Here is a 20,087-nt window from a genome sequence, read left to right as displayed (position 1 = left end):
GCGGCACCGACGTCTCCCGCGAGGATGGTCGTCCGGACGCATCCACGAGGCCGAGGAGCCGATGGTGAAGTACGTGATCCTGATCCACTCCAACCCGCAGCCGTGGGGGCACCCGACGCCCGAGTACCTGCCCCACTACCAGGACATGCCGCAGGCGGAGCGGGACCGGCTGAACTCCGAGTTCGAGAAGATGCTCGGTGAGCTGCACGAGAAGGGCGAGCTGATCGGCGGCGAGGCGCTGGCGGCGCCCGAGTCGTCGCGGCTCTACCGGTGGGCGGACGGGAAGCCGCTGGTCACCGACGGGCCGTACTCGGAGGCCAAGGAGCACCTGGCCGGTTTCTTCCTGATCGACGTGGACAGCCACGCCCGCGCGGAGGAGATCGTGGCCCGCTTCTCCGGTCCTGGCGAGACGGTCGAGCTGCGGCCGACCATGTGGCCCGGCGGGGACGCCTGATGGACCCGCGGGTGGTCGAGGACGTGTGGCGGCGCGAGTCGCCGCACGTCCTCGCCGCCCTGCTGCGCCGCTACGGCGACCTCGGCGACTGCGAGGACGCCGCGCAGGAGGCGGCCGAAGCGGCGGCACGGCAGTGGGACTCCGACGGCGTGCCCGACAACCCGCGCGGCTGGCTCATCCGGGTCGCGTCGCGGCGCCTGATCGACCGGTTCCGCGCCGACAGCGCTCGGGCTGGGCGTGAGGAAGCCGTGGCCGCGGCCCAGCCCGGCGACGCCCACCTCGCTCCCCCGGCCGACAACGGGCACGACGGCGACGACACGTTGCGGTTGCTGCTCCTGTGCTGCCACCCGAGTTTGAGCCGCTCCTCCCAGGTCGCCCTGACCCTGCACGCCGTCGCGGGCCTGAGCACGGCCCAGATCGCCGCCGCGTACCTCGTGCCGGAACGCACGATGACGCAGCGCCTGACCAGGGCGCGGTCGACCCTGCGGGCGGCGGGTGCGGTGTTCGGGCTGCCGACCGAGGCCGAGCTGCCGTCCCGCATCGCCGCGGTGCTCGACGTGTGCCACCTCCTGTTCACCGAGGGGCACACCCGTTCCACCGGCGACGCGGTGGTCGACTCCGACCTGGCCGAGGAAGCCGTTCGGCTCACCAGGCAGCTGCACGCGGCGATCCCCGACCACGACGAGGTGGCGGGTGCGTTGGCTCTGATGCTGCTCACGCACGCCCGCGCGGCCGCACGCACCGACGGCAGCGACCTGGTGCCTCTGGCCGAACAGGACCGTTCGCGGTGGGACCACGAGCGGATCGCGGAGGGCGTGCGCATCCTGGAGCGGGTGCTGCCCCGCGGGCACGTCGGCAGGTTCCAGCTCCAGGCCGCGATCGCCGCCGTGCACGCGGAAGCCACCACGTGGGAAAGCACCGACTGGCAACAGATCTGTCTGCTGTACGCCATGCTCGACCGGGTCGCGCCCAGCCCGGTCGTCACGCTCAACCGGGCGGTCGCGGTCGGGATGGCGCTCGGTCCCCAGGCCGGTTTGGCCGTCCTCCAGCCGTTGCTCGACGATCCGGCGATGCGGCGGCACCACCGCACCCACGCCGTGCACGCCCACCTGCTGGAGATGGCAGGCGACGTGGCAGGTGCCGTCGACGGCTACCGCCAGGCCGCCCGGCTCACGACGAGCCAGCCCGAGCAGCGCTATCTCAACGCCAGGATGCGCGACGTCAGACCCTCGCCTGCTCCCTGACCGGCTTGACGGCGTCCGGCACGAGTTCCCCCTCGGGGAAGGAACACGTGAAGGTGCCGTGATAGCCGAAGAGCGGTCCGAACCGGTGGTTGACGACCTCGACGTTGATGCGGAACCGGCCCAGGTCGTCGTCGTAGGACTCACGGACCTCGGCGGTGCCGGTCACGAGGCTGGGGATCCGGAAGTGGAGCGGACCTTCGTGGAAACGCTGCTCGCCGCTGCGGATCACGAGTCCGCCGCGTTCGTCCACGGACAGGTGCAGGTCGACGGAGACGTGCTGGTGCGTGCCCAGGTAGTCCACGACGCAGCCCCGTTCAGGGCTGTAGATCATGGTGGCGTCCCAGCGCCGGGGCCGGTCGAAGGTGAAGGTGCGGGCGAAGGTCACCGTCTCCCTGCCGAGCGAGTCGCGGTAGGGGAAGTTCTCGATGGTGAACGGGATGTCGTTGCCACGACCGGGAACGAGGATGTGGCGCTGGGCACCGAGCCAGAGGAACGGCCGGGTGAAACCGCGGCCGTGCCACACCCGGTCCATCGTGCCGGTGCCGACGCAGGCGACGCCGTCGTCGGTGGCGAAGCCGAACCGGCGTCGCAGTTGCGGGTGCAGGCGGTCGAAGTCGTCGCCGAGGGCGCGCTGGAAGATCGACGTCACGGATGCTCCAAAGTGGACAGGGTGGACGGCGCCACCGACGAACGGCGGTCAGGAGGTAACCGCCGGCACCTCCTGGCAGCCGGGGTCGACGGCGACGGCGGAACGAGCAGGACGCCGAGAGTGATGACCGCGGCGAGCACGACCGGCGCGGCCCACCAGGCGACGACGCAGACGGCGACTCTGGCTCCGGCGTCCAGCAGCGCCCGCCGAAGCGACGCCTCCGGCGGCACGCCGCGTTCGAGCCACAGTCGAAGCCGGTCGAACGACCAGGCCGTGGCCCACCCCAGCAGCAGCCGGAACGGCCGGTCGGCCAGCGCGCCCAGCCGGCCCCAGCCGGGCTGGTAGTCGTACCCGGTGAGGAACCGGATCCCCGCGCTGGTCGGCACGTACCGCCAGTAGCCCGCTCCGGAGCGGATCAACGACAACGGGTGCGCCGAGGCGAACCGCAGCGCGGACGTCCGCGAGCCGTCGGGTTTCGTGCGCTCACCGACGCTGACGCCGGTCCCGTCCACCGTCAGTCCGGGCAGGACGCGGACGGAGTACCGGAACCGCTGTGGCGCAGCGGGTTCCGCCTTCGGCAAGTAGTCGATCCTGCCGAACCTGAGGTCCCACCGCTGGTGCAGGTGCGGGTCCTGCGTCCGCCGCCACAGTTCGTCGAGATCGGCCCGGATCACCGCCTCCACGTAGAGCGCACGCCGCCGCGCCATGTGACCCCCTCACGTTTGAGCGATCGCTCAAACACGAGAGTAGCCAGATTTGAGCAGATGCTCAAACAGGCACTACCGGAGGTTCTTCGCCGTCCTGCGGAGTTTGCCGCGCAGTGCGCGAACCGCGACCGGACCGAGGTCGTCCACCACCTCGATCAGGACGCCCAGGCGGTCGAGTGCGTCCAGGGCCGCCTTCGCGCCGTCGGCGTCGACGCCCTCGTACAGCTCCAGTCCGATGAATCCCGCGCTCACCGCACGGGCGAGCCCCGCCGTGTCGATCAGCTCGGCCACCGGGGAAGCGGCCAGCAACCTGGTCAGGGTCCGCTCGATCGGAGTGATCCACAGCTGCAGGGACGCCGAGGTGGCCTCGGCGAGGTCGGGGTCGGTCTGCGCGCCGGCCAGCAGCTGGGCGAGCACCATGACGTTGCCCCGGTCGCGTTCCTCGGCGTGCAGGGTGCGGCCGAGTGCGAGGAGCTGCCGCAGGTCGGTGATCTCGTCGAGACGTTCGGCGAACGGCTCGGCCCTGGCCCGCGTCGCGGCGAGGCAGGCGGCCTTGAGCAGTTCGTTGACACTGCCGAAGTGGTAGAAGACCAGCGCCTGGTTCACCCCGGCGGTGGCCGCGATGCCCCGCGCGGTGGCGCCGGTCAGACCGTGCGCGCGGATCGTGTCGATCGCGCCGTCGATCAGGCGCTGTCGGGTGTCGGCCACCGCACAACCGTAGAGGTCGGCCGGGCGGACCTCCCGCACCGCGTTCCTCTCAGCGAGCCGGAGGTGTTGACGTCCCGGTATTGTGGGAGCGCTCCCAGAACCTGCGAGAGGAGTTTTGATGCGAAGGAACATCCGTGCCCTCACTGCTGCGGGCGCGTTGGTCGCGAGCATCTTCGTCGCGACCTCCGGTTCGGCACAGGCCGACACGACCATCTGCGACCAGTACGGGTCGACCACCATCCAGGGCCGTTACGTGGTCCAGAACAACCGGTGGGGCACCTCGGCCCAGCAGTGCATCAACGTCACGTCGACCGGCTTCCGGATCGCCACGCAACAGGGTTCCAGCCCGACCAACGGCGCCCCGGTGTCGTACCCGTCGGTCTTCCTCGGTTGCCACTACACCAACTGCTCCCCCGGCTCGACCCTGCCGAAGCAGGTCAGCCAGATCCGCAACGCCTCGTCCTCGATCTCCTACCAGTACGCGGGCGGCACCTACAACGCCTCGTACGACATCTGGCTCGACCCCACGCCGAAGACCAACGGCGTCAACCAGATGGAGATCATGATCTGGTTCAACCGCCAGGGACCGATCCAGCCCATCGGCAGCGCGGTCGGCAACACCAACATCGCCGGCCGTTCGTGGCAGGTGTGGCGCGGCAGCAACGGATCCAACAACGTCATCTCCTACGTCGCGTCGTCGACGATCAACTCGTGGTCGTTCAACGTGCTCGACTTCGTCAACGACGTGCGCGCCCGCGGGGCGATCACCAACTCCTGGTACCTCACCAGCATCCAGGCCGGGTTCGAGCCGTGGAACGGCGGCGTCGGCCTGGCCGTGAACAACTTCTCGGCCTCGGTGAGCTGACCGCGTGAGCAACAGCGGCCGGCACGGTCGGAAACCCGCCTGCCCGACCGTGCCGGCCGTTGCTCAGGAGCAGCCGATCCGCGACGACGCCAGCACGACGTCGTCGAACCACAGCGTGTCGTCACCGTTGCCGTAACTCTCCCAGCCGAGCCGGAAGTTCGTCAGGGCAGGCCGCCACCCCGCACGACGCAGCCACTGCGCGTCCACGTCCGGTGTGGACACCCCGTCCGCCCGCAGACCCGGCACCTCGGTGCCGTTGACCCAGGTCCGCAGTTCCGAGCCGGTGATCCCGAACTCCACGCAGGTCCACTGGTTCACCGCCAGCGGGGTGCTCTGGGCGACCCCGGCGGGGCTCTGCTCCGGCAGCGTGGCGTCGTCGGACTCGCGGTTCCACTGCAGGGCGCGGTTCTGGCCGCCCATCCGCAGGTCCTTGCCTCCGTCAGCGGTGTCCTTCATGGCCAGGAACGTCACGTGCGCCTCCGGCAGCGCGGTGGTGTGCCGGACGTAGAACCGCGTGTACAGCGCGGATCCTCCGGTACCCCGGGAGGTCGTGATGAACACGTGGTTGCAGTAGCCGGCCTTGCCGTTGACCCGGATCGACTTCGTGCCGCTGCGCGCCGTGGCGCTGTCGACGGTCGCGGTGCCGGTGCCCTGGCAGTTCGGGTAGTTCAGCGACCAGTCCCCGGCCGGGGTCGTCCCGGTCTGGTTCTCGAAGCCGTCGCAGAACGCGCCGCTCGGACAACCCGGTGGCGGGAGTTGTGGTGTCGTCGTTGTTGTTGTCGGTGGTGTGGTGGTTGTGGTTGTCGGTGGATTGGTGTCATTGCACCGCACGCCGTTCAGTGCGAAATCGGTCGGCGTTTCGTTGGCGCCCTGGAAGGTCGCCTGGAATCCGAACTGGACGGAGGCGCCGGTGGCGATGCCGCCGTTGTGCGCCTGGTTCTTCGCGGTCACGACCTTGCCCGACTGCGTGACGTCCGCGCTCCACCCGGAGGTGACGCGCTGGTCGCCGGCGAAGGTCCAGGTCAGCGTCCAGCCGGTGACGGGCGCGGCGTTGTTCGTCACCTTCACCTGGGCCACGAAACCGTTGCTCCACTGGTCGACCTGGTAGCCGACCGCGCAGGCGGGCGCGTCCGCCGCCTGCCCGGACACGGGACTCGCGACGATCACCGCCGCCATCGCGGCCGCCACCGCTGTCGTGATCAAGACACCGCTCGTGCTCCGGCGCATGTGTGTTCTCCTGTCCTGGTCAGCCGATGGCGACGCTGAAGATGTGCATGGCGGCCGCACCCTTGTTCGCGCCGTTGCTGATGTCCGGCAACGTCAGGTACCGCACCGTTTTGCCGGCCTGCAGCGGAATCGGGGCGTAGTAGAGGCTCACCCGCTGGTTCTGCCTGCCGGTGCTGGTGTTGATGTACGGCACGGTGGTGAGGATGTCGCCGCCGGTCGCCGCGTTGGCCCACCAGTCGGCGAACGAGACGGTGTGGGACTCGGTGGTGCCGTCGGTGTAGGTCACCGTCGCGGTGCCCGACGGGTTGCCGTAGTCACCGGTCCCGATCAGGCCCAGCGTCGTGCCGGAGCCGGAGATCTCGATGATCTGCCCTCCTGCCGGACCACCGGCCACCACGTTGTCCTCGGTGCCGGGCGCCGAACTGGGCCAGGTGAACTTCAGTCCGTTGTGGACGAACGTGGCGCCGGGCGTCAGGCTGGGCGTGGCGTTCGCCAGTGCCTGCGCGGAGAAGCTCGCCCCACCGCCGTCGATGTTGCCGGGTGCGGGGTTGGCGTCGTCGGTGATGGCCACGTTGTCGAACGCCGCCGCCAGCGACGGGTACGGCGGGTGCGGCAGGATCAGGACCGCCGAGTCGCTCGAGTTGCCGCGGCCGTTGACCGAGGTGAACTCCGCCTGGGCGGACACGCTGAACTTGCCGGGTCGGGTCGTGGCCGGCGCCGTGACCTGCCAGGTGGTGCGCACGGTCTCCCCGGAGGCGACGGTCGGGAACCTGGTCGGCGTGGTCGCCTGCGCGGTCCACCCGCTCGGCACGGTCAGCGTCATGACGACGTCGCTCAACGGCCGGGCGTTCGCCGGGTTGGGCAACGTGGTCGTGGCGGTGAAGGCCGTGCCCGGTGACACGCGCGTCGGCGCGGTGAGCGTGAACGGCTGCTTGACCACGACCGGTGTCGTGCCGGTGACGCCGTCGACGGTGACGCTGATGGTCGCCGCGCCGGGTGCCACCGCGGTGACCTCGCCGGTCCTGCTGACCGTGGCCACCTTCTGGTCGCTGCTGCGGTAGGTGACGCGCGCCTTCGTCAGGTCGGCGAACGACTCGTCGTTGTTGACCGCCTCGACGATCCGGTCCGCGATCACGTGCTCACCCGGACGCCCGGTGGTGTCGGCGATCCACGGGTTCTTGCCGGTCAGGTCGATGCTCTGCCCCGGCGCGAACACCACCTGGCCGGGCTGCACGGTGACGTACCGGACGTGCGGCTTGATCGTCCCCTTCACCGTCACCGGCCGTGAGGTGACGACGTGCTCGGCATCTGCTCCCACCCCGAACACGTACTGTCCGTTGTAGACGGTCTGCTTCTGCCTCTGCTGGTCCCAGAACGCCAGGTCGCTGATCCGCACCTGGATCGCGACGTGCTGCGTCTGGCCGGGCTTCAGCACGGCGGTCTTCTGGAACCCGGCGAGTCGTTTGCGCGGCAGTTCCACGCCGGGCACGGTGAACGGCGTGGCCGCGTACACCTGGGCCACCGTGGCGCCCGGCACCGAGCCGGTGTTGGTGACGTCGGCGTGCACGGTCACGCGCCCGTCCGCGGTGGCGGTGCGCGCGTTCGTCGTCACGTGCGAGTAGGCGAACGTGGTGTAGCTGCCGCCGAAACCGAACGGGAACGAGGGCGTGCCGGTGAAGTACTGGTACGTGCGGCCGAGTCCGCCGGTCTGGGACGGCGTGAGCCCGTAGTTCTTCATGTTCGGCAGCTGCGCGTCGTCCTTGTACCAGGTGAAGTTGAGCCGCCCGCTCGGGTTCTGCTTGCCCAGCAACACGTCGGCCAGCGCGGTGCCCTGGCTCTGCCCGTTGTAGCCGCTGAAGGCGATGGCCGGGAAGCTGCCCCGCACGTCTTCGACCGTGACTGGGCCGTTGGCCTGGATCGCCAGCGCCATCCGGTGGTTGCCGACCGCGCCGACCTGGTCGATCAACGAGCGGTAGGCGCTCGGCATGGCGATGGTGACGCGGTCCTTGCCTTCGGTGGCGAGGTTCTGGTCGGTGCCGACGAACACGATCACCAGGTCGGCCGTGGAGATCGCGGCCAGGGTCTGCGCCGAGCAGTTCGCCGGGGTCGTCGCCGTGGTGGACGTGCCGCAGGCGTCGAAGGTGACGGTGGCGCCGGGGTTCGCGGCCTTGACCGCCGAGGTGATGCCCTGCACCGGGCTCACCTTCACCGACGGGTCACCGGAGTAGCCGCCCAGGGTGACCACACCGGCCAGGTCGCCGACGACCACGACGTTGTTCAGCTTCGCAGGGTCGGCCGGCAGCAGCTTCGTTCTCGTGCCGGGGACGGCTTCGTTCTTCAGCAGCACCAACGAGTTCGCCGCGATCTTCGCCGCCAGTGCCTGGTGCGAGGGGTGCTCGACCTCGTCCTTGGTGATCTTGGTGTACGGCACGCTGCCGGGCGGGTCGAACTCGCCGGTCCGCATGCGCGTGGTGAACACGTGCACCAGCGCGTCGTCGATGACGGCCTCGCTGAGCACGCCGGCGTTGATCGCCTCCTGGATGTTGGCGACGGTGGCTTCCGCGCCCGTGCAGTTGAGCTGGGTGCCCGCGCGCAACGCGTACGCCTGCCCACCCGCGGCACCGGAGACCTTCGCCCCGGTCGCGGTGTTGGTCCAGATCGCCGTGCCGTTGACGGTGGCGGTGGTCCAGCCGGGCGGCGCCCAGTTGTGGCTGCCGGGCGCGTAGACGTCACCGACGGCACCGCAGTCGGACGTGCTGTAGCCGTTGAAGCCGTAGGTCCGTTGCGCCAGCGCGTTCGTCAGGTAGGTGTCGGCGGGCGCCGGAGTGCCGTTGACCGCGTTGTACGACGTCATGAGCCCGGAGACGCGCGCGTCCTCAATGAGGCTGCGGAACTGCGCGGTGTAGTAGTCGCGGATGTTCGCGTCGGTCGTGTCCGAGCTGTCCGCGTGCCGGTCGTTCTCCACGTCGTTGAGCGCGAAGTGCTTCGCGGTGGACGCGACCTTCAGGTACCGCGACAGGGGCGTCCCGGTGCGGCTCTGGCCCTGGTAGCCGTTGACGAACGCGCCGGCCATCCTGGCGACCAGGAGCGGGTCCTCGCCGAACGCCTCGTCGTTGCGGCCCCACCGGGGATCGCGGTCCATGTTCACGGTCGGCGCCCAGTAGGTCAGCGAGCCGTAGTTCGCCTTGTCGGGGCCGATGTTGTTCTGCGCCACTCCCCACAACGACTTGTCCAGCACGCCGCGGGCCTCGTCGGAGATCGCCGTCGTCGCCTGGTACATCAGCTCGGGATCCCACGACATGGAGCTCGCGAAGTTCGTCGGGAAGCTGGTGGCGCGCACGCCACCGCCGACGCCGCCGTCGTTCGTGTTGGCGCCCAGCAAGTTCAGCCCGTGCTGCCCTTCGCTCCAGTACGTGTACTGCTGCACGCCCAGCCGCGGGATGGCGGGCGCGCTGTTGGTGCGCAGCTGCAACACCTTCTCGCTCAACGTCATCCGCGACACGAGGTCGGCGGCCCGCTCGGCGAACGAGTGCCGGGTGTCCAGGTAGACGGGCCGCTCGCTCGCGGCCTGGGCCGGCACGGCGGGCACCACGAGTGCCGCGACCAGGATCGCGGCCACACCCGCCCATCCGCGCCGACGACCGTTGGAGAACATGAGTACCTCCGACATCGCACGTTGCTCTTGTCGTTTCGACGCCATTGGGCGGAGACAGCTAGCGCGGACCACAGAGTTCGCCTGTCTTGAGCGCTAAAACAAGGTCCATCCGGGTCTCCCGGCGGTCACTTAACGTCAAAGTCGGCCAAACCGTCCTGCTACCGTGACCGGATGCCGCGCCCTGTGCCCGCTGTCCGGACGACGCCGGACCCTCCGGTCAACCTGCGCAGCCTGGGCAGGGTGCGGGTCCTGGAGGCACTGATCGAAACGCGGCGGCTGTCGCGGCCCGATCTGGTGCGCCGGACCGGCCTCGCCCGCGCGACCGTCGGCTCGGTGATCGCCGACCTGATCCGGGCCGGCGTCGTGACCGACGGGGACGCGAACCGCGAGGACGGCCTGCGCACCGGCAGACCGGCACGCACCCTGTCGCTGAACCGGCACGCCGCCTACGCGCTGGGCGTGGACATCGGCCGTGATCACGTCCGGGTCGTGCTGTGCGACCTGTTCGGCGAGCCGGTGTGGGACCGCGACCTGCATCGCCTGGTGGACAACGACTCCGGCGAGGTGCTGACCGAAGCCGCGGAGCTGATCGCCGAGGCACGACGCGTCACCGGCATCCCGGCGGAGCGGATCCTGGGCGTGGGCATGGGCATCGCGTGCCCGATAGACCGGCACGGCACGTTGCTCGCCGAGGGCATCATGCCCGGCTGGATCGGCGTGCGCCCCACCGACGAACTGCGCGAGCGAACCGGGTTCGCGGTGAGGTTGCTCAACGACGCCAACGCCGCCGTGCTCGCCGAACACCGCCACGGCGTCGCACAACACTGCGGTGACGTCGTCTACATCAGGCTGTCCACCGGCATCGGCGCGGGCATCATCTCGGACGGCCGGCTGCTCCTCGGCGCGGGCGGCCTGGCCGGCGAACTGGGCCACGTCATCGTCGAACCGTCCGGCGCGATCTGCCGCTGCGGCAACCGGGGCTGCCTGGAAACCGTCGCCAGCCCGGCCGCGATAGCGAAGCTGCTGTCCGCCGAGCCCACCTCGACCGCCGAACTGATCGACCTGGTGCGCGCCGGTGACCGCGGCGCGATCCGCGCGATGGAGGACGCCGGCGACGCGGTGGGCCGCGCACTGGCGCAGGCGGTCACGATCGTCAACCCGGACCTGGTCGTCATAGGCGGCGAACTGGCCGCGGCCGGCGACGTGCTGGTGGCCCCCATCCACCGCGCCGTGCAGCGCAACGCCATGAGCTGGCACACCAGCGATCTGCGCGTCGTGCCGGGCGCACTCGGCGACAGCGCCGGTGTGCGCGGTGCTGCGGCGCTCGTGCTCGCCGACGCGCCCGAACGGCTGGCCGCCCTCGTCGCCGGTTGACGTCCGGGGCGGCGGTACCCGGCGTGCCCGGTCAGCGCCACCGACGCCGTCACCAGCGCGCTCCTCCTGCAACTCGCGGATCTCACCTCTGAGTTGCCCCGGCACCCACATGGCTTTCCGCTGACCGCGCGGCTCGGATGAACGCTCATGCCGATGAGCGTGCGGTCATTCGCGGCTACACCGCGTCACCACTTGGTCGGAGTGCACGCGGGAACTATTGCCGTTCAGGCACACCTGCCTCAAGCACCGCCAGGTCGCGCACCGCGTACCGGTGGTGCTCGGCTTCTTCCTTCAGCACAACCTTGAGGCAGCGGCGCACGACGTACTCCTGGTCGGGATACATGTCCGCCGGCTTGCGGCCGCACACTCGCTCGAGTTCGTCCGCGGTGAGCCCGTCGACGACACGCCGCATCGTGGCCATGCGGGCGAGCCGCGGCGCCAGCACCTCCTCGAGCGTCGGGGTGGCTTCGAGGGTGAGGCCGAGCTTCGCCGCCTCCTCCGGCGGCGTCCCCCCTGCGGGCAAGCCCAACGGGTGGTAGGGCGCTTCCTCCTCGAGCACGGCGTTGCCCAACCAGGCATCGCACGCGAACAGCAGATGCCGTTGCGTCTCGACGAACGACCACTCGCCGTCGACTTGCTCGTGCAGTGTGGCCTCGGGCAACTGCCTCGCCCGGCCGAGCGTCGCGTCCCACAGGGTCTCGATGGCGTCCCAAGCAGCCCGGTAGTCCTCGGGGGAAGCCGCCTCCCGCACCAGCACCCGCGCGGGATGCCGGCGGTCGAGCTCGGCCTCGACGTACGCGGTCACGTCGACGTCGTTGACGACGAGACGCTCGAAGTAGCCACCGAGGTAGACGTCGCTGCCGTAGCAGTCGACGATCTTCAGACCACTCACCTCGCAATCGCGGATCTCAAGACCATCGAGGTTGCACAGGTGGATACGAGCCCTGCGGAACTGGTCGCTCTGGGCGTACTCGGAAACCATCGAGGCAGTCTCGCTCAGTCATCACGCCAGCGCCACGTTCGGCAGTCGTCTGGGGCGGGCCCGTGACGGAAGGTGAAGTACAGCGTCGAAGTCGTGGCCACGGTGGCGTCCGAAGGTGCTGTGGCGAGTTCCAACCACGCGATCAGGACTGACCGCCCACACGCGCAACGACGTTCCTTCGTCAGCCGAAACGCACTCTTCTGCCGCTGATCGAGTGCGGAAACGGTGCTGCGCTCATGCCGATGAGCTGAGGTTTCGCTGCACCTGTCCTTGGCGTCTGCCGGTGTGTTGGCGACCGCGACATCGCCGGGTGAGCGAGACCGGGGAGAGAACCTGCCTCACAGCCCGGCTTGGTCAAGCAGTGCGTGCATGCGGTCAGCCGGCAGTACCGGGTTCGCAGCAGCGGCCTCGACGACCTCCGGGCTGTCGTCGATCAGAAGGCTTTCCAGAACTCGTACGGGGACGCGCCGATGACGGGCGGCGGCAGCGCGCACGTGCGCCTCGGTGTCACGGGCCAGGATCGCGATCACGTCGGCCGGCAGATCAGGACCTTTCGCCGCGAGAACACGGCGACTGGAATCCTCGGCGGTCGCCAGCCTGACGAAAGCCTCCGGAGGGAAGTTCGAGTGCTCCGTGTGCCCCCACCGGTGCTTGAGACCCTCACCGTGCTCGTGGACCAGACGTTCGAGCACGTCCCCTGGAGTGTCGGCGCGCCCTGCGACGATGTGCCGCACCCGGACGTCGTCGTGCGTGTACAGGCGCCGCACCACGTCTGCGGGCAGATCCGTGGACCTCGCGGCGCACCGCCGGAAGCACGGGATCGGTGAGTCGAGGTGGTCGAGGCGCTCGGCGAGCGGGCGAGAAGGCAGCCATGACGGCTCGTCCTCGTCCAGCAGGGCCAATGCGAACGTGACCTCGTCGAACACGTCCTCGCGTTCGGCGAGCAGCGCGGCGTGCAGTCGTCTGCGGTGGTCCTCTGGCAGGTCCTGGCGGAGAAGAACGCGTGAGCGGACGTACGGGCTCGGATCCTGCGCCAGCCGGTCGCGAGCCGGCTGCGGCAGGGTCGGGTTGACCGCCACCGCGCCACGCAGTTCCTCGTCGCCTGTCAGGCATTCCCGCACCGCCTCCTCCGTCAGCGTGGCGTAGGACGCCACTTCGGCGCGGGTGGCCTCGTCCGCCAGCAGCACGGCGTGCAGATCGGCAGGAGCAGACGGGTGGGGGTATCCCGCCGCGGCTTTGCGGACGCGGGGGTCGGGATCAGCCAGCAGTTCCCGTCGCAACGCGACGGGCATGGCCTCCCACGTCCCGGCGACCGCCGCACGCAAGACCGGGTCCTCGTGACGAGCGAGACCGACGAGCCCACCCGGACCCGCGTACGCGGCGAGGTCGTCGGGCCTGACCCTGTTGCCGACGCCGATCGAGTGGTCGACGAATCTGCTTCGCGCGTCACGGATGCAGGCATCGGGATGCTCGGCGATGCGCTGCCGGGTCGCATCGGACTGCTGTGGTGAGTCCAAGGCCAACGCTACGGTCGAGTCACCGGTGATCAGCAGACGCTCCACGACGGTGCTCGGCAGATTCGGTTGCCGCCACGCCATTTCCTTCGCCGCACGCGGGACGGCCGCGAGCCGTAACAGGACATCTGGCGGCGCAGCAGGGTTCGCCGCCAGCCCGTCCAGAACGTGGAGCAAGCCGTCGTCCATGATCGGCATGGTAGACAAGTCGCCACCTGGGGTCGGCAATTGGAAACACTCGCCATGATTCGAAACGCCAAGCCCGCAAGGAGGGCAGTTCCAAACGGATGCCGGTCGACAGCGCTACCGGGATTGATCCGAGGTAGGCGCCGGATCACCGTTCCGGGTTGCCCGATCACGCAGGAGTGCGGCCGCCCGCACACACCAGTCGTGGTGTTCCTGCTCGAACCGCCGACCACGCAAGCACGTCAGGTAGGGCCCGATCGGAGATCCGTCACGCAGGTAGGTCTCCTCGTCGAGATCCCCGCGGAATCGCCGCAGGAGCTTGTCGAGGATCTCCACCTTGGCTGCGGCAGCCAAGGCTCGTTGATCCAGTTGCGCGATCACCGGTGCCGCGTCGACGTGGTCGACGGCTTGGACCTTCACCAGCAGGTCGTCGCGGATGAACGACGGCTTGCTCCCAGCGGCGGCGAAGTGCGCCAGTTCGGCGAGGCCGGCGTCGGTGACCATGAACAGCCGCTTGTTGGGACGGGTTTGCTGGACCACCTCCCGGCCGCTGATCAACCCGTCGTTCTCGAGCTTGGACAGCTCCAGGTAGAGCTGTTGCGGCCGGGCGTACCAGAAGTTGGCGACGCCCACGTCGAACGCCTTGGCCAACTGGTAGCCGCTGTACTCGCCGGACAACAACGCCGCGAGCACGGCATGCCGCAGAGTCACCGGCGCATCTCCTCGTCGTCGACATGGGGCACGCTCATACTAGCCATGGTTATGATTAGTCATCATTCTGACTAGGGGGCGATGTGCCAGTCACTGAACAGGTCCGCACGGCGATGCGGGACATCCGGTTCCACGACACCGCGGGAACCAGGACAGCGGCACGTGGCGGCCTGGTCGTCATCGACGGCTCGACCCTGGCCAACCGATGAGGCCGCAGGAGCACGGTGCCCCGGAACCTGTTCGGAGCGGCAAGTACCTGCGCTACGTCGCCTTGGGCGACAGCCAAACGGAAGGCGTCGGTGACGGTGACGACATCGTGGGCCTTCGGGGATGGGCTGACCGGCTCGCCGAACACCTCGCCATCGACAATCCCGATCTCCAGTACGCCAACCTCGCCGTCCGCGGCCGCCGCGCGGGCGAAGTCCGGTCCGAGCAACTGGGTCCGGCTCTCGCACTGCGGCCCGACGTGGCCACCGTTGTCGCAGGAGTCAACGATCTGCTCCGGCTTCGAGTCGACACCGCCACGGTGGTCGATCACCTGGAAGCAATGTTCGCCGCACTCACCGACTCCGGAGCCCGCGTGGCGACCGTGACCTTTCCCGACCTCACGAGGATCATCCCCCTCACCCGACCGGTTCGCTCCCGCATCCTCGACATCAACGATCGGATCCGTACCGCGGCCGCCCGGCACGGAGTCGCCGTCGCGGAGATCGCTCGACACCCCTCCGTCGCCGACCGTCGGTTCTGGAGCGAGGATCGGTTGCACTGCAGCCCCTTGGGCCATGAACTGATCGCCGCCGCGGTCGCGCACGCCCTGCAGCTGCCGGGCAGCAACGATTCCTGGAACGAGCCCCCACCACCGTTGCCCACCCCGCCGTCAACGCAAGGGCGCGCTACCGCTGAACTGCGTTGGGCAGCCACCTTTCTCGGCCCTTGGCTCGGCAGGCGCCTGCGCGGTCAGTCTTCCGGGGACCAGCGCACGGCCAAACGCCCTCAACTCCACCGCATCGAGGGACTGCGGAGTTGAGTGTTGTTGACAGCTCGACATGCCCTGCTCGTGCGATCGGCTGGGCCAAGCCGTTCGACACGCACGGCACGATCACCAGGACCGTCGCCTGGGAGGTCGGCCACCCACCCGGTGGGCCGACCGGGGAGCCGGGCGAGGATCGTGACCCACGCGGATCGGGCCGCGACCGGGGACCGACCCCGGACAACCCCGGGGAGCGCCGGTGAGGTTCACCAGGTTGACCGCCGTGCTGCTGTGCGCGGTGCTGACCGCGGGCTGTCAGTCGTTGTGGAACGGAGGAACGACCGTGCGCACCACCGACGCCGCCGTGAAGTCCGGCACCGGCGAACTGCGAACCGACCTCGAGCCGCTCACCAAGCGGTTCGAGGCACTGGGCACTCCGCAGCAGGCCCGCTGGATGTCGGGCACCCTCGGCTCCGACCGCGCGCCAGGCCCGTCGACCTACTGGATCGACGCCGTGATCACGCTGCCGGAGAACAAGATCGACGAGCTGAGGTCCGCGTACAGCCCCGAGTCCGCCGGCAAGGCGCCGGACGTCGTCGATGGCCTGCGCGGTGAGCTGCCCAACGGCAGCTTCCTCACCAGTGATCGGCTCGACCAGGCTTTCACCGCCGACAAGTGGTTCGCCAAGGCCTACCTCGTGCCCGACGACCGCGCCCTCGTACTCGTCGCCACCGGGACCTGATGCCTGCGGCACACACCCGTTGCCATTCTCGGCGCGGACGGCGTCGAGGTAGGTGCAGCCGGTGGTACAGAAGTTCGCGCTCTCCTGCCGCTGGCCGGGTAAGGCGACGAGCAGGCGTCGAAGTTGACCACCAACTCGAACGCAATCGCCGTCGAACGCGCTGGCTCAGCAAGCCGTGGCGGCCGTCGCGGGGACGGCATCAGCACGGCTCGTCACCACGAATTCTAACGAAAACCTGCGTTGTTCTTAGAATGGTCGAATGGAGGACATCGAGGCGATCGTCGTGCTGCAGGACCCCGTCCGGCGGCAGCTGTACGAGTACGTAGTCGCCCAAGATCACGAGGTGAGCCGGAACGAAGCGTCCGAGGGCGCCGGGATCGGCCGCACGCTCGCCGCGTTCCACCTCGACAAGCTCGTCGACGCCGGGCTGCTCGCCACCGAGAGCCGGCGACTCACCGGGCGTTCGGGTCCTGGCGCCGGGCGGCCGGCCAAGCTCTACCGCCGGTCGGGCGCCGAACACCACGTCTCGGTCCCCGCCCGGGACTACCGCACCGCCGCCGACCTGCTGGCAGAGGTGGCGGACGGCGCCCGGCTGGATGTCGAGCTGCGGGCCGCTGCCGCGAGGGAAGGACGGGCCGTGCGGGTCGCCGCCGGACCGATCGAGGACCTCAACGCGGTGCGGACCGTTCTGTCCACGCGCGGCTACGAGCCGCGCACGGACGCGGACGGCACCGTCCTTCGCCTGGTCAACTGCCCGTTCCACGTCCTTTCGGAGCGGCATCCCGCGCTGATCTGCGGCATGAACCTGGCGCTGTTGGAAGGTCTCCTGGAGGACACCGAAGGACTGCGGGCCCGCCTGGATCCGCAGCCCGGGATGTGCTGCGTCACCGTCGAGAGTTCTAAAAATAATGATGATTGACATAGAGAGGTGGGGGTGGTGAGGTGGGTGGCATGGCCGGACACCACCTCGCCCAGCTCAACGTGGGCACCCTGAGACATCCGCTGGACGACCCGCGCACGCACGGCTTCACGTCGATGCTGGACACCTTGAACGATGTCGCCGACCGGTCGCCCGGGTTCGTGTGGCGACTGGTCGGCGACGGAAGCAACGACGCCACCGCGGTCCAGACCACCCTCGGCGCGGACGTCATCGTGAACATGTCGGTCTGGGAGAGTCGCGACAGCCTGTGGGACTACGTCTACCGCAGCGGCCACCTGGACGTGCTCCGACGCCGCGCCGAGTGGTTCGAACTGCCGAAGACGGCGTTCCAGGTGATGTGGTGGATCCCGGCCGGCCACGTGCCCACCGTCGAGGAGGCGGTCGAGCGGCTGCGACATTTGCGCGCGCACGGCCCGTCGCCCAGCGCCTTCGGGTTCAGGGACACGTACACGCCCGAGGACGCCGGTCTCGGCGTCGCAAACATCGACGGACACGACCAAGGCCCAGACCACCGGCTGAGCGCCACCGGGTGACCAGCACCGTCCGATGCACGACCTCGAGGTCAGGTCGCGACGTTCGGTGACCGCGATCGTGCGGTATCAGTGTTCTGAGCCGGTCTGCGGCGGCAGGGTGGTGGCCGCGGAGAGGACGCACAGGTCGCCGAAAGCCCGCAGCAGGTGTGCGTCCAAACTCTGTGCGGGGTCGTGGATCCAGGCTTGGACCGCGTGCTGAAAGGCGGCCCAGCCGGCCGCCGACGGCGTCCTGCACATGGCGTACGGCGGCGACTATGCCGATCCGGATGACCTCGTCCGCCGCGACCGCGCCGCGATCGAGGCGCTCGGCCAGCCGCTGGCCTGGTCCGGCAAGCCGTTCGTGAGCACCTCGGGCACCTTGGTGACGAAGGCCGGCCGGATCAGCACCGAGCAGGACGCGCCGGATCCCGGTTCGATCGCCGCCTTCCGCATCCCAGGCGAACAGGCTTGTCTGGGCTTCGCTGATCTGGGGGTCCGAGCCAGCGTCGTGCGACTCGCACCGACCGTGCACGGCCTGGGCGACTACGGGTTCATTCCAGCGCTCATCGCGGCCGCGCGCAGGTCAGGCGTCTCGGCCTACATCGGTGACGGTACCAATCGTTGGCCCGCCGTCCACCGCGCAGACGCCGCCGGCCTCTTCCGGCTGGCGTTGGAGAAAGCTCCCGCCGGGACCGTGCTGCACGGCGTCGGCGAAAGCGCCGTCACGATCAGGAGCATCGCGGAGCAGATCGCAGAAATGCTCGACATCCCCACCGCCTCGCTGACCATCGAACGGGCCGCCGAACATCTCGGGAACCCATTCCTGGCCAGGTTCTTCTCCCTCGACGTGCCCGTCTCCAGCGAGCACACCCAGGCACTCCTGGGCTGGGCGCCGCGGCACCCCACGTTGCTGGAGGACCTCGCGACCGGCGACTACTTCACCCCACAGGCCAGCCTCCGCGCAGAGAAGATCTGGTTACCGCACAACACTTCGCACGAGCACAGCCAGAGCTGACCTCGGTGACCGTCACCCGGCCCGGTGGCGGTGAGCTGTTGAAGACCACCAGCCGCTACACCAAGCCAGACGGCACCGACACCGACAAGATCCAGGTCAAGACCAGGGGCAGCAGCACCCGGTCGTTCACCTACGACGGCGCAGCCAGGTCGGGAAGTCCGGCAGCGAACGCGATGAGGCGACGTTGGAGGCGCTCGACGGGGGCGGTGGAGAGCAGGTCCGTGATGCGCCGCTGCTGCGCGGGGGTCGGCCGCGAGTACATCGGCAGGTCGCGCTGCCGCCCCAAGCCGGCCAGCCGCGGGTCGGAGTCGTGGAGGAGCTCGAGATCAGCGATGACTGCTTCCCACCCGCCGCGGCGGCGGTGGATCCACCAGGCCCGGCGGCGAAGTTCCGGGTCTTTGGCCGCCTTGAGCGGGGCCAGTTCGGTGGAGGTCCACAAGCCAGGGCTGCCGATGAGGACCTCGGCGGTCAGGCGAGCCACTCGCGAGTGGTCACCGGCCACCGACTGGAGCAACAACGGGATGTCCTCGGCGGTGGCACGGCCCCGCAGCAACGACAGACCGACTTTCCGCAGCGGAAGCTCCGTGCTGCGGACGAGGGCGACGACCTCCTGGCGTTCGACGGCGGTGCCGGTCTCGGCGAGGCCGAGGTAGGCGCGAGCGCGCACGATCGGCATGGCGGTGGAACGCGCGGACGTGGCGTAGACGATGGCCGGGTCGTGTCCCATTTCCTGCCAGCGACGACGCGCCCACAGACGGGTGAGCACCGAAGAGTCGAGCAGAAGCCGCTCCACGTCTACCGGGTCGAGCTGCGCGGCCGTCAGCTTCACCAAGGCCTGGGTGCGGCTCTCGGCGGACCGGTCGCGCAGCAGCACCCTGGCGATGACGTCAGGAGTCGCCGAGTCGGCGATGACCTCGATGAGCCGCCGACGGACCGCCTGGTCCCTCTCTCCGGGCAGCAGCACGACCGCGTCCGGCAGCCCGAGCAGTCCGGAGTCGAAGCTGTGCCGGAAGGCGGAGCGCCGGAGGTCGTGGTCCGCTGAATTCCTCAGACGGGCCCACACGTTCGCCTCACCGTGCTCGGCGACCAACGTGTGCAGGTACAGCGCCAGAACCTCGGAGCCCCGGCCGCGCTCCTCGATCCGACGCAACAGCGGCACCACGCGGTCGGCCTGATCCAACGTCCGTCGTCGCAGCACCTCACGCACAGCCACCTCGCGGATCACCCCGACGTGGTCGCTGACCCGGACTGCCAGCGCGCGATCGCTCACCGCGTCGAGCGAGGTGACCAACGACCGAACGGCGCGCTCACGCACGTGTCCGTCCGGGTGCATGCTGGCCAGCACCGCGACGACAGGCAACGGACTCGCCAGAACCTCGCTCGTCCACTGCTCCGACCTGCCCAGCGCCGGCCCCTCGTAGCGGAACTGGCGAGCATCGTGGTCGATCCGCAGCAACTCACGTGCGGTCACCGAGGTGAGCCAGGACGCGGTCTCGTCCAGAACGACCAGGTCGCCCTGCAAGGCCGCTGCGGCACTCTCACCCAGGCGGCTGCGGATCTGCGGCGGGTTCAGCATGCGGCCGATTCTGACGGCTGCACGTCCAACGGTCATCTGAAAATGAACGTGTCCAC

Annotated in this window: 19 protein-coding genes; 10 read left to right on the top strand and 9 right to left on the bottom strand. The window is 69.4% G+C overall.

Annotated elements, in window-relative coordinates; translation table 11 throughout:
* Nucleotides 1-64 precede the first annotated feature (64 nt).
* Both AOM45_RS22085 and AOM45_RS22080 read left to right on the top strand, forming a co-directional pair.
* Nucleotides 65-454, top strand: coding sequence for a YciI family protein (locus tag AOM45_RS22085; RefSeq protein WP_030465304.1), 390 nt, complete (start codon nt 65-67; stop codon nt 452-454).
* Nucleotides 454-1,698 (top strand): RNA polymerase sigma factor, encoded by a 1,245-nt coding sequence (locus tag AOM45_RS22080; RefSeq protein ID WP_030465303.1) that lies wholly within the window; start codon nt 454-456, stop codon nt 1,696-1,698. Before AOM45_RS22085 ends, AOM45_RS22080 begins: the two co-directional genes overlap by 1 nt.
* On the opposite strand, the gene AOM45_RS22075 is transcribed toward AOM45_RS22080, so the two are convergent.
* The 3 genes from AOM45_RS22075 to AOM45_RS22065 all read right to left on the bottom strand — a co-directional run bounded on the left by AOM45_RS22075 (nt 1,676) and on the right by AOM45_RS22065 (nt 3,762).
* Entirely contained in the window at nt 1,676-2,347 is a 672-nt protein-coding gene (locus AOM45_RS22075; protein WP_030465302.1) for a DUF4166 domain-containing protein, read from the bottom strand. The genes AOM45_RS22080 and AOM45_RS22075 overlap by 23 nt on opposite strands.
* On the bottom strand, nt 2,344-3,054 hold the full coding sequence (locus tag AOM45_RS22070) for a hypothetical protein (RefSeq protein ID WP_030465301.1): 711 nt from the start codon (nt 3,052-3,054) through the stop codon (nt 2,344-2,346). Before AOM45_RS22070 ends, AOM45_RS22075 begins: the two co-directional genes overlap by 4 nt.
* A gap of 72 nt (nt 3,055-3,126) precedes the next feature.
* Nucleotides 3,127-3,762, bottom strand: a complete 636-nt coding sequence (locus AOM45_RS22065; protein ID WP_030465300.1) for a TetR/AcrR family transcriptional regulator — start codon at nt 3,760-3,762, stop codon at nt 3,127-3,129.
* A 118-nt stretch (nt 3,763-3,880) separates the two neighbouring features.
* Here AOM45_RS22065 and AOM45_RS22060 point away from each other — a divergent pair, with 118 nt between their 5' ends.
* Entirely contained in the window at nt 3,881-4,627 is a 747-nt protein-coding gene (locus AOM45_RS22060) for a GH12 family glycosyl hydrolase domain-containing protein (protein ID WP_030465299.1), read from the top strand.
* 63 nt (nt 4,628-4,690) lie between these two features.
* On the opposite strand, the gene AOM45_RS22055 is transcribed toward AOM45_RS22060, so the two are convergent.
* Entirely contained in the window at nt 4,691-5,854 is a 1,164-nt protein-coding gene (locus tag AOM45_RS22055) for a cellulose-binding domain-containing protein (RefSeq protein ID WP_030465298.1), read from the bottom strand.
* Nucleotides 5,855-5,873: 19 nt separating this feature from the next.
* Entirely contained in the window at nt 5,874-9,524 is a 3,651-nt protein-coding gene (locus tag AOM45_RS22050) for a glycoside hydrolase family 3 C-terminal domain-containing protein (protein ID WP_030465297.1), read from the bottom strand.
* Nucleotides 9,525-9,680: 156 nt separating this feature from the next.
* Between AOM45_RS22050 and AOM45_RS22045 the strand changes: the two genes are divergently transcribed.
* Complete coding sequence (locus AOM45_RS22045; RefSeq protein ID WP_063756962.1) at nt 9,681-10,883, top strand: ROK family transcriptional regulator; 1,203 nt, start codon at nt 9,681-9,683, stop codon at nt 10,881-10,883.
* Nucleotides 10,884-11,097: 214 nt separating this feature from the next.
* On the opposite strand, the gene AOM45_RS22040 is transcribed toward AOM45_RS22045, so the two are convergent.
* The 3 genes from AOM45_RS22040 to AOM45_RS22030 all read right to left on the bottom strand — a co-directional run bounded on the left by AOM45_RS22040 (nt 11,098) and on the right by AOM45_RS22030 (nt 14,276).
* Nucleotides 11,098-11,865, bottom strand: a complete 768-nt coding sequence (locus AOM45_RS22040; RefSeq protein ID WP_030465295.1) for a DinB family protein — start codon at nt 11,863-11,865, stop codon at nt 11,098-11,100.
* Nucleotides 11,866-12,203: 338 nt separating this feature from the next.
* The gene (locus AOM45_RS49715; protein WP_162185603.1) at nt 12,204-13,568 is read right to left on the bottom strand and encodes a hypothetical protein; all 1,365 of its coding nucleotides are present in this window, start codon (nt 13,566-13,568) and stop codon (nt 12,204-12,206) included.
* 114 nt (nt 13,569-13,682) lie between these two features.
* Entirely contained in the window at nt 13,683-14,276 is a 594-nt protein-coding gene (locus AOM45_RS22030; protein WP_030465293.1) for a PadR family transcriptional regulator, read from the bottom strand.
* An 83-nt stretch (nt 14,277-14,359) separates the two neighbouring features.
* On the opposite strand from AOM45_RS22030, the gene AOM45_RS53520 reads away from it, so the two are divergent.
* The 6 genes from AOM45_RS53520 (at nt 14,360) to AOM45_RS22005 (ending at nt 18,455) form a co-directional block, all read left to right on the top strand.
* Nucleotides 14,360-14,485 carry a hypothetical protein gene (locus tag AOM45_RS53520; RefSeq protein WP_269083655.1) on the top strand — a complete coding sequence of 42 codons (126 nt, stop codon included), beginning with the start codon at nt 14,360-14,362 and terminating at the stop codon, nt 14,483-14,485.
* Nucleotides 14,482-15,303, top strand: a complete 822-nt coding sequence (locus AOM45_RS22025) for an SGNH/GDSL hydrolase family protein (RefSeq protein WP_051782765.1) — start codon at nt 14,482-14,484, stop codon at nt 15,301-15,303. Before AOM45_RS53520 ends, AOM45_RS22025 begins: the two co-directional genes overlap by 4 nt.
* Before the next feature lie 202 nt (nt 15,304-15,505).
* Nucleotides 15,506-15,988 carry a hypothetical protein gene (locus AOM45_RS22020; protein ID WP_201780039.1) on the top strand — a complete coding sequence of 161 codons (483 nt, stop codon included), beginning with the start codon at nt 15,506-15,508 and terminating at the stop codon, nt 15,986-15,988.
* 259 nt (nt 15,989-16,247) lie between these two features.
* A complete protein-coding gene (locus tag AOM45_RS22015; RefSeq protein WP_030465290.1) occupies nt 16,248-16,907 on the top strand; it encodes a helix-turn-helix transcriptional regulator in 660 nt (219 codons plus the stop codon).
* 32 nt (nt 16,908-16,939) lie between these two features.
* A complete protein-coding gene (locus tag AOM45_RS22010) occupies nt 16,940-17,461 on the top strand; it encodes a DUF3291 domain-containing protein (protein ID WP_081901825.1) in 522 nt (173 codons plus the stop codon).
* 235 nt (nt 17,462-17,696) lie between these two features.
* Complete coding sequence (locus AOM45_RS22005) at nt 17,697-18,455, top strand: Rossmann-fold NAD(P)-binding domain-containing protein (RefSeq protein ID WP_174517921.1); 759 nt, start codon at nt 17,697-17,699, stop codon at nt 18,453-18,455.
* Between the two features lie 130 nt (nt 18,456-18,585).
* Here AOM45_RS22005 and AOM45_RS22000 read toward each other — a convergent pair whose 3' ends face one another.
* Complete coding sequence (locus AOM45_RS22000) at nt 18,586-20,031, bottom strand: hypothetical protein (protein WP_030465287.1); 1,446 nt, start codon at nt 20,029-20,031, stop codon at nt 18,586-18,588.
* Nucleotides 20,032-20,087: the final 56 nt, after the last annotated feature.

Source organism: Lentzea aerocolonigenes, assembly GCF_000974445.1.
GTDB lineage: Bacteria > Actinomycetota > Actinomycetes > Mycobacteriales > Pseudonocardiaceae > Lentzea > Lentzea aerocolonigenes.
Note: the sequence above shows the minus strand (reverse complement) of the source record. Positions and strands in the feature narration are given on the sequence as shown.